Here is an 8164-nt window from a genome sequence, read left to right as displayed (position 1 = left end):
CGCGCCCGCCACCCAATCAAAAAGACCAGCCTCAAATGAGGCTGGTCTCATGACTGTCAAACTGTGGGACAGCAGTGCCCGTCATGCCGGACTTGATCCGGCATCCAGTACTACGTAGCGCTGGATTCCGATACCGGATCAAGTCCGGCACAGGCTCTTCGCGCCGGAATGACGGTAGGGCTTAAAAATTATTCCCCAAATTTTTTCTGAGGCGCCACATCGTGATCCGCGGTGATGCCAATCTCTTCTTTGGTAGTGTCTTTCACCACTGTGTGTTCTTCCTCCGCACCATGCATCCAGTCCACCAGCTTGTCGCGAATAAAGAACAGAATCAGCCCGGCAATAATCGCCGCTGCCGCCACTCCACCAAAGGTCGCCAGTGGCCCTGATTCGCCTACCAACTTACCGATCTCTGCCGCACCCTTGTTGGCGATACCAATAAACGCAAACCACAAGCCCATCATCACGCTCAAATAACGTAAGGGCGCAAGCTTGGTCACCATCGACAGCCCGATGGGCGACAGGCACAGCTCACCAATGGTGTGGAAAATATACGCCACCACAAGCCACCAGGGGCTCGCCTTGGCCGTCTCCGAGTCGCCAATCTGTATCGCCGCGCCCACCATAGACAGGAAACCCAGGCCCAGGAAAATCAGACCCAGACTGAATTTTGCCGGCGACGTCGGCTCCCGCGAACCGAGCCCAACCCAGATACTCGCCACAATAGGCGCAAGTATGATGATGAACAGCGGGTTCACCATCTGCAGCCAACTGGCAGGAATCTCAAAGCCAAAAATGTGCAGATCCGTGTTGTACTTGGCAAACAGGTTCATCGACCCCGCCGCCTGTTCAAAACCGGCCCAGAAGATCACCGTAAACAGGCCGAGGATCAGGATCACCTTGATACGGTCGCGCTCCTCCGGCGTCAGTGGGCGCTTTTTCTCCTCACCACTGAGATTCGGCTTCAGGCCCAGCTTCGCCGATGGCTGGTTACCGATCTCCCCCAGCAGTTTGTCAGATTGGGTCGCCTGCAGAATCAGACCCAGCAACATACCCAGGCCCGCCACCACAAACGCCAGCTGGTAATCCACCTTCTCGCCGATCCAGCCGATCACCAGGTAGCCGAGGATCGAACCCAGGTTGATCCCCATATAGAAAATGGTGAAGGCGGTGTCCCGGCGCTTGTCGCCCTCATCGTAGAGGTCCCCCACCATGGTGGAGATATTCGGTTTGAAGAAGCCGTTACCGATAATCATCAATGCCAGGCCAATCCACAGGCCGTAGATCTGCGTACCATCGGGCAGCCATTTGTGGGGGAAGCCCAGGGCAAACTGACCCAGCATCATCAGCGCACCACCGAACATGATACAGCGCCGCTGGCCCCACACGTTGTCCGCCATCCAGCCACCGAGGATCGGTGTCAGGTACACCAGCATGGCGTAGGTGCCGAGATAGCTCAGTGCCTTGGATTGCAACTCAGTGTCAGACAGTGTTTCCCAGCCAAAGGCTGCAGCGGCTGCGGCGGAGGTCAGATAGAACACAAAGATGCCACGCATGCCGTAGTAGCTGAGGCGCTCCCACATTTCGGTGCCGAACAGCAGGAACAAACCTTTCGGGTGTCCCATCATCTCCCCCGCAGAGGCGGGAGGTCTTGGCTTGAGGTCTTGCATGGAGACTCCTGGAAAAGCACAGGGCGCGAGGTTGCAATAGGCGCCAATGCCCTGAGTATAGACGGGACGCACCGGAGGCAAGTTTAGGGACAGGTCTTGCCGGTCCACAGCGGGTATAATTCCCGGCCTCGAACAGCGAGCCCGAACCTCCAGTCACTCAAATAAAGCGGTTTCATGAGTCCCGAATCTCCTAGCAGCGCCGATCCCAAAGCCACTCTCCAGCAGTGTGAGCAGTTACTCCCCCAATGTATGGGGCGGGATCGCCAATCTCTGAGGCGCAGCCTCAGTAACGCGCGTCGGCGGTTGAAAGAGGGCAAGCCGGCGGATCGAATACTTGGGCAGGTTCAGGAGCGGGTCGCGAAATCCGTGGCCCTGGCAGAGGCTCGCCGCCAGAAACTGCCGAAGGTTGAGTGGCCGGAAGGGCTGCCGGTGGTGGCGCGACGGGAGGAGATCGCCGAACTGATCGCGGCAAATCAGGTTGTGGTGGTGGCCGGTGAGACCGGCTCCGGCAAAACCACCCAGCTGCCGAAAATCTGCCTGGAGCTGGGGCGCGGTGTCTTCGGCCAGATCGGTCATACCCAGCCGCGACGGATTGCCGCACGCACCGTGGCCAACCGCATTGCCGAGGAACTGGGCCAGTCCCTGGGTGACTCGGTGGGATACCAGGTGCGTTTTACCGACCAGAGCACCGAGCACACCCATATCAAGCTGATGACCGACGGTATTCTGCTGGCGGAAATCCAGCGGGACCCGCTGCTCAATAGCTACGACACGCTGATTATCGACGAGGCCCACGAGCGCAGCCTCAATATCGATTTCCTGCTGGGCTACCTGAAAACCCTACTGCCCAAGCGCCCGGATCTGAAACTGATCATCACCTCAGCCACCATCGACCTGGAGAAATTTTCCAAACATTTCGACAACGCGCCGATCATCGAAGTCTCCGGCCGCACCTATCCTGTGGATATCCATTACCGCCCGCCGGCAGACAGCGATGCCGATCTCAATGAACAGATCATCGCCGCGGTGGAAGAACTGCTGCACGAGGAAAAATCCTCGCCCCGTCGCGGCGGTGACATTCTGGTATTTATGAGTGGCGAACGGGAAATCCGTGAGTGCGCGAAAGCGCTGCGGGATGCCCAGTTACCGCACATCGACGTACTTCCCCTGTACGCGCGCCTGAGTCTCGCGGAACAGAGTAAAGTGTTCGCGCCGCACAAGGGGCGGCGTATTGTGCTGGCAACCAACGTGGCGGAAACCTCGATAACCGTGCCGGGTATCCGTTATGTGATCGACCCCGGCACCGCGCGGATCAGCCGCTATAGCTACCGCAGCAAAATCCAGCGGCTGCCGGTGGAGGCCATTTCCCAGGCCAGTGCCAACCAGCGCGCGGGCCGCTGTGGCCGGGTCAGCGCGGGGGTGTGTATCCGCCTCTACGAAGAATCGGATTTTATTCAGCGCCCGGAATTTACCGATGCGGAAATCCTGCGTACCAATCTTGCCGCGGTGATTCTGCAGATGCTGCAGCTGCGCATCGGCGATATCCGTGACTTCCCCTTTGTCGACCCACCGGACCAGCGTCTGATCAACGACGGCTACAGTCTGCTGCAGGAACTGAAAGCCGTAGATAGCAAGGGGCATGTCACCAAGACCGGCCACGCTCTGTCGCGCCTTCCGCTGGACCCACGTCTCGGCCGCATGTTGTTGGAATCCGGACAAACCAAAAGCCTGCGCGAGCTGCTGATTATCGTCAGCGCGTTGGCAGTGCAGGACCCGCGCGAACGGCCGGCGGAAAAACGTCAGGCGTCGGATGAGAAGCACAAGCAGTGGCAGCACGAGCAGTCGGATTTCCTCACTCTGGTGAACCTGTGGGATGGCTTTGAAGCCCAGCGCCAGGAGCTGAGCCAGAACCAGCTGCGCAAGTGGTGCCAGAAAAACTTTCTATCCTGGCTCCGCCTGAGAGAGTGGCGAGACATTCACCACCAGCTGCGCGTCGCGATTCGCGATCTGGATCTGAAAATGAACCCGGAACCTGCGGATTACGCCAGTGTGCACAAGGCGATATTACCTGGGCTTCTTGGCAATATCGGTGTGCGCGATGAAAACAGGGAGTTCCTTGGCTGTCGCAACCGCCGCTTCCATGTATTTCCCGGTTCCGGCCAGTTCAAGAAGCCACCGCGCTGGTTGGTGGCCGCACAGTTGCTGGAAACCAGCCGCCTGTTTGCCCACACCGTAGGCAAGATTGAGCCGGACTGGGTGCTGGGGTGTTCCGAGCACCTGGTGAAGCGCAATTACTTTGAACCCCACTACAATCCGCGCTCCGGCGCAGTGATGGCGTTTGAAAAGGTCACCCTGTATGGCCTGGTTCTGGTGGACAAGCAGCGCATCCACTTCGGAAAGCTGGACCCGACCACTGCACGGGAAGTGTTTATCCGCGAGGCATTGGTAGAGCAGCGCTACCGCGGTAAGGGGAAGTTTTTCCAGCACTACAAAAACCTGCTGGAGGAACTGGAAGACCTGGAAGCGAAATCCCGTCGCCGGGATATTGTAGTGGACGATGAGGTGGTGTACCGCTTCTTCGATGAGCGGATTCCCGAGGATATTGTCAACCTGGCAGGCTTTGAAAAGTGGCGCAAGCAGGCGGAGCAGAAAGACCCCAGGCTGCTGTTTATACCCCGTGACTGGATGATGCAGCAGGACGCAGGCCACGTGGGCGAAGCCCAGTTCCCGGATTCCCTCACCAGTGGCGGCATCGAATATCCGCTCAGCTATCACTTTGAGCCGGGCAGTGCGGAAGACGGTGTCAGTATCCAGGTGCCGGTCGGCGCCCTGCACCAGGTGCCCGCCGCGCGCCTGCAGTGGGTAGTGCCGGGTATCTTGCGGGACAAGTGCATCGCACTGGTGAAGAACCTGCCCAAGCAGTATCGCAAATACTTTGTGCCGGTACCTGCAGCTGTGGATAAAGCGCTACCGCGTATGCAACCGGACAATACCCCCCTATGGCAGGCGCTGGCTCACGAGTTGAAACGCCAGACCGCCCAGGAACTACCAGAAGATGCGTGGCTGTCGGCAGAGCAGGGGGTGGAAGATTTCTACCGCTTCAATATCCAGGTGCTGGATGAAAATGGCCGCTTGCTGGATCAGGGGCGGGAGCTGGATGTGCTGCAGGCCCGCTATCGCGACCGCGTTCAGCAGGAACTGGCCAGTGCCGGCGATGACTTCGAGCGAGAAGGGATTATCCAGTGGGATTTCGGCCACCTGCCGCAAACCCACCAGCTGGAGCAGGGCGGCCTCAAGGTGCGCGCCTATCCGGCGCTGATCGCCAACAAAGACAGCGTCGACCTCAAACTGCTGGATAACCCGGACGAAGCGGCCAGCTATACCCGCGCTGGAATCTGCCGCCTGGCACTATTGCACTTGTCTGAGCCCGTAAAATATCTGCGCAAGGAGCTACTGAAAGGCAAGGAGCTGGGGTTAAGTGCTGTGGATCTCGGCCGTCGCGAAGAGGTCGCAGACGATATTCTGATGGCCGCGGTGCGCGAGTGTTTCTGGCGTGACGAAAACTGGCCGTGCAGCGAGCACGATTTTCTTGCGGCGCTGGAAAACCGTGAGCAATTGATCGCCGTCGCCCAGGAAATGGGCGAGCTGCTGGTCAAGGCATTGGCGCAACTGGTACCACTGCGTAAAAAAATCAAACAGCAGAAAAACCTCGCTGTGGCCATGGCGGTGGGCGATATCAATCAGCAGATCAACGGTCTTTTTTATCGCGGTTTTTTATTTCACACCCCGCTGGATTGGCTGCGTCAGTACGGGCGCTATTTGAAAGGTATTGAACTCCGCTTGGAGAAGGCTGCGCTGGACCCCAACCGCGACCGCAAACTCAGCGCAGAATTTCTGGAGGCGTTTGAGCCCTATCAGGACTACGCCAGCGCGCGGGATCCCCTGTTGCTGTCCGGAAACGCAGACCTGCGGCACTACCGCTGGCTGCTGGAGGAATTTCGCGTCTCACTATTTGCGCAGACCCTCAAGACATTGATGCCGGTATCCATCAAGCGACTGCGTAAAATCTGGTCTGAGATTTCGAAGTAGCGGCGGTACGCGACGTACCGCACACTTCTGACAGCGCTGTTCCAAAAAATGCCGGTTTGTGTGTAAGAACTCCAGGGCTGTGGCGACTAGTCATCAGCCGCACAAATTCGGGCGGTGGGCCTGGTTCACACTTTGGGCGTTTGTCCGCAAACGATATTGAACCCACAATCTGAACCGTTGGTCTGACAGGCGCGGCATTGCGTTCTCGAGTCACTATAATCCGGGAGCGACGGTGTACTCGCCGTAAGCGTGAAGTTAACTTTTTGATATCCCACTGGAGATCCATCATGAACAAGAAGAATCTGCCGATCGCAGCTGCCGTTGGTGCTGCCTTTATCGCTTCCGCCACCCTCAGTACTTCCACTGCGGCCAATCCGTTCACCGCCACTGAGCTGTCTGCCGGTTACAACCTGAAGATGGCCCAGGACAAGCCACAGGAAGGTAAGTGTGGAGAAGGCAAATGTGGTGAAGGCAAAAAGAAAGAAGGTAAGTGCGGCGAAGGCAAGTGTGGGGAAGGCAAAAAGAAAGAAGGTAAATGTGGCGAAGGCAAGTGTGGTGAAGGTAAAAAGAAAGAGGGCAAATGTGGTGAAGGTAAATGCGGCGGCTGATTAGCCCCGCGCATTTCCCACTAAGATCATGAGTGACATGCAACGGCAACACCCGGTCCAGGGCGCAGGTCTTGGGCTGCGGCGCTCGATGATGGGTGAGACACTGGATCCGGCCGCGGTGGACTTTCTCGAAGTGGCACCGGAAAACTGGATCGGTGTCGGTGGCCGCTACGGCCGCTGGTTTCGGGAAGTCACCGAGCGGTTTCCGTTCGTTACCCATGGTCTTTCCTTATCCATCGGCGCACCCGCGCCGCTGGATGAGGCCCTGGTGCGTTCCATCAGGGAATTCATTCACACACACAATATTCGCTGTTACAGCGAACACCTGAGTTACTGTTCCGATCACGGACACCTGTATGATTTATTGCCGATTCCTTTTACCGAGGAGGCGGTCCACTACGTGGCGGAGCGTATTCGCCGTGTACAGGACATACTGGAACAGCGCATTGCCATGGAAAATGTTTCCTATTACGCGGCCCCAGGTCAGGAAATGAGTGAGCTGGCATTTATTAATGCTGTGCTGCAAGAGGCGGACTGCGACCTGTTGCTTGATGTAAACAATATCTATGTCAACGCCATCAACCATCACTACGATGCGGAAGCTTTTCTGTACGGGCTACCCGCAGAGCGGATTCGGTACGTGCATGTAGCGGGCCACTATGACGAGGCAGACGATCTCAAGGTGGATACCCATGGCGCTCCGGTGATTGACCCGGTGTGGGATCTGTTGCAGAAGGCCTACACCGCCTTCGGCCCCATGCCCACACTGCTGGAGCGGGATTTCAATATTCCACCGTTGCCGGAGCTTTACCGGGAGGTGGACCGGGTGCGCCAGTATCAGGCTACCGCACCTGCAGCAATGAAAGGTCGCGGTGTGTCGGGGAATTCACCGGAGTTGCTCAATGCGCGATGATGCCGCTGACGAAAAGCCGGAACAGGCGCGGACGGCCGGCTTTCAGCTGATGCAGAAGTATTTTGCCGCACACCTGCGTGCACCGGAGCAGGTGGCGGCGCCAGCGGAGATCGAAGATCGCCGCATGGCTATTTATCGCGACCTGATTTACAACAATATCGAATCGTTTATTGCCGGCGGCTTTCCCGTGCTGCGAAGCATCATCGCCGATGACCACTGGCATGCCATGGTGCGGGATTTTGTTCAGCACCACTGCTCCCACAGCCCGTATTTTTTACAGATCAGTGAAGAGTTTCTGCATTATCTCCAGAATGAGCGCGCGCAGAATCCACGCAGTGCGCAGGATCCACCGTTCATGCTGGAGCTGGCCCATTACGAGTGGGTAGAGCTGGCGCTGGATGTGAGCCCGGAAGAGTTCCCAGACGGCCTGGGCGGTTTTGAATCGGCGGAGACTGCGCTGGAAAGGGCTCCAGTGGTCTCTCCCCTGGCGTGGAGCCTCAGCTATCAATACCCGGTACACGAGATTGGCCCGGCATATCAGCCTGCTGAACCTGCCGCGGAAATCACCTGTCTTGTGGTCTACCGCAATCGCCAGGACGATGTGCGCTTTATGGAAGCCAATCCAGCAACGCTGCACCTGTTGCAGCTGATGGAGCAGGCGCAAGAAACAAACCGGGTCTGCGCCCAGGATTTGATTCTGCAGCTGGCGCAGGATATGCAGCACCCTGAACCCCGGCAGTTACTGGGTTTTGGCGCAGAGCTTCTGCAGAAAATGTATCAGTTGGATATTATCGCCGGATTCCAGTCCATCGACCCCCATTGATTTTTCCGCGAGCGAACCCATAAAGAGTGTTTCCTCTCTCAATGCCATTGGCGAAAACTGC

The 8164-nt window shown here is 57.6% G+C and carries 5 protein-coding genes; 4 read left to right on the top strand and 1 reads right to left on the bottom strand.

Annotated elements, in window-relative coordinates:
* Nucleotides 1-188: 188 nt before the first annotated feature.
* Nucleotides 189-1670, bottom strand: coding sequence for a peptide MFS transporter (locus AAFH99_RS15270; RefSeq protein ID WP_043318925.1), 1482 nt, complete (start codon nucleotides 1668-1670; stop codon nucleotides 189-191).
* Nucleotides 1671-1844: 174 nt separating this feature from the next.
* Here AAFH99_RS15270 and hrpA point away from each other — a divergent pair, with 174 nt between their 5' ends.
* The 4 genes from hrpA (at nucleotide 1845) to AAFH99_RS15250 (ending at nucleotide 8103) form a co-directional block, all read left to right on the top strand.
* Nucleotides 1845-5759, top strand: a complete 3915-nt coding sequence (gene hrpA, locus AAFH99_RS15265; protein WP_406828159.1) for an ATP-dependent RNA helicase HrpA — start codon at nucleotides 1845-1847, stop codon at nucleotides 5757-5759.
* A 287-nt stretch (nucleotides 5760-6046) separates the two neighbouring features.
* A complete protein-coding gene (locus AAFH99_RS15260) occupies nucleotides 6047-6367 on the top strand; it encodes a hypothetical protein (protein WP_043318922.1) in 321 nt (106 codons plus the stop codon).
* 28 nt (nucleotides 6368-6395) lie between these two features.
* Nucleotides 6396-7280: a DUF692 domain-containing protein gene (locus tag AAFH99_RS15255; RefSeq protein ID WP_406828158.1), complete on the top strand. Its 885-nt coding sequence runs from the start codon at nucleotides 6396-6398 to the stop codon at nucleotides 7278-7280.
* A complete protein-coding gene (locus AAFH99_RS15250; RefSeq protein ID WP_406828157.1) occupies nucleotides 7270-8103 on the top strand; it encodes a DUF2063 domain-containing protein in 834 nt (277 codons plus the stop codon). Before AAFH99_RS15255 ends, AAFH99_RS15250 begins: the two co-directional genes overlap by 11 nt.
* Nucleotides 8104-8164 lie beyond the last annotated feature (61 nt).

Origin of the sequence: Microbulbifer sp. ARAS458-1 (assembly GCF_045348205.1) — a bacterium.
In the GTDB taxonomy this organism is placed as follows: domain Bacteria; phylum Pseudomonadota; class Gammaproteobacteria; order Pseudomonadales; family Cellvibrionaceae; genus Microbulbifer.
Note: the sequence above shows the minus strand (reverse complement) of the source record. Positions and strands in the feature narration are given on the sequence as shown.

Excerpts from the sequence above, each read along its gene's own strand:
- AAFH99_RS15270 (WP_043318925.1), bottom strand. The coding sequence starts at position 1,670 with ATGCAAGACCTCAAGCCAAGACCTCCCGCCTCTGCGGGGGAGATGATG.
- hrpA (WP_406828159.1), top strand. The coding sequence starts at position 1,845 with ATGAGTCCCGAATCTCCTAGCAGCGCCGATCCCAAAGCCACTCTCCAG.
- AAFH99_RS15260 (WP_043318922.1), top strand. The coding sequence starts at position 6,047 with ATGAACAAGAAGAATCTGCCGATCGCAGCTGCCGTTGGTGCTGCCTTT.
- AAFH99_RS15255 (WP_406828158.1), top strand. The coding sequence starts at position 6,396 with ATGAGTGACATGCAACGGCAACACCCGGTCCAGGGCGCAGGTCTTGGG.
- AAFH99_RS15250 (WP_406828157.1), top strand. The coding sequence starts at position 7,270 with ATGCGCGATGATGCCGCTGACGAAAAGCCGGAACAGGCGCGGACGGCC.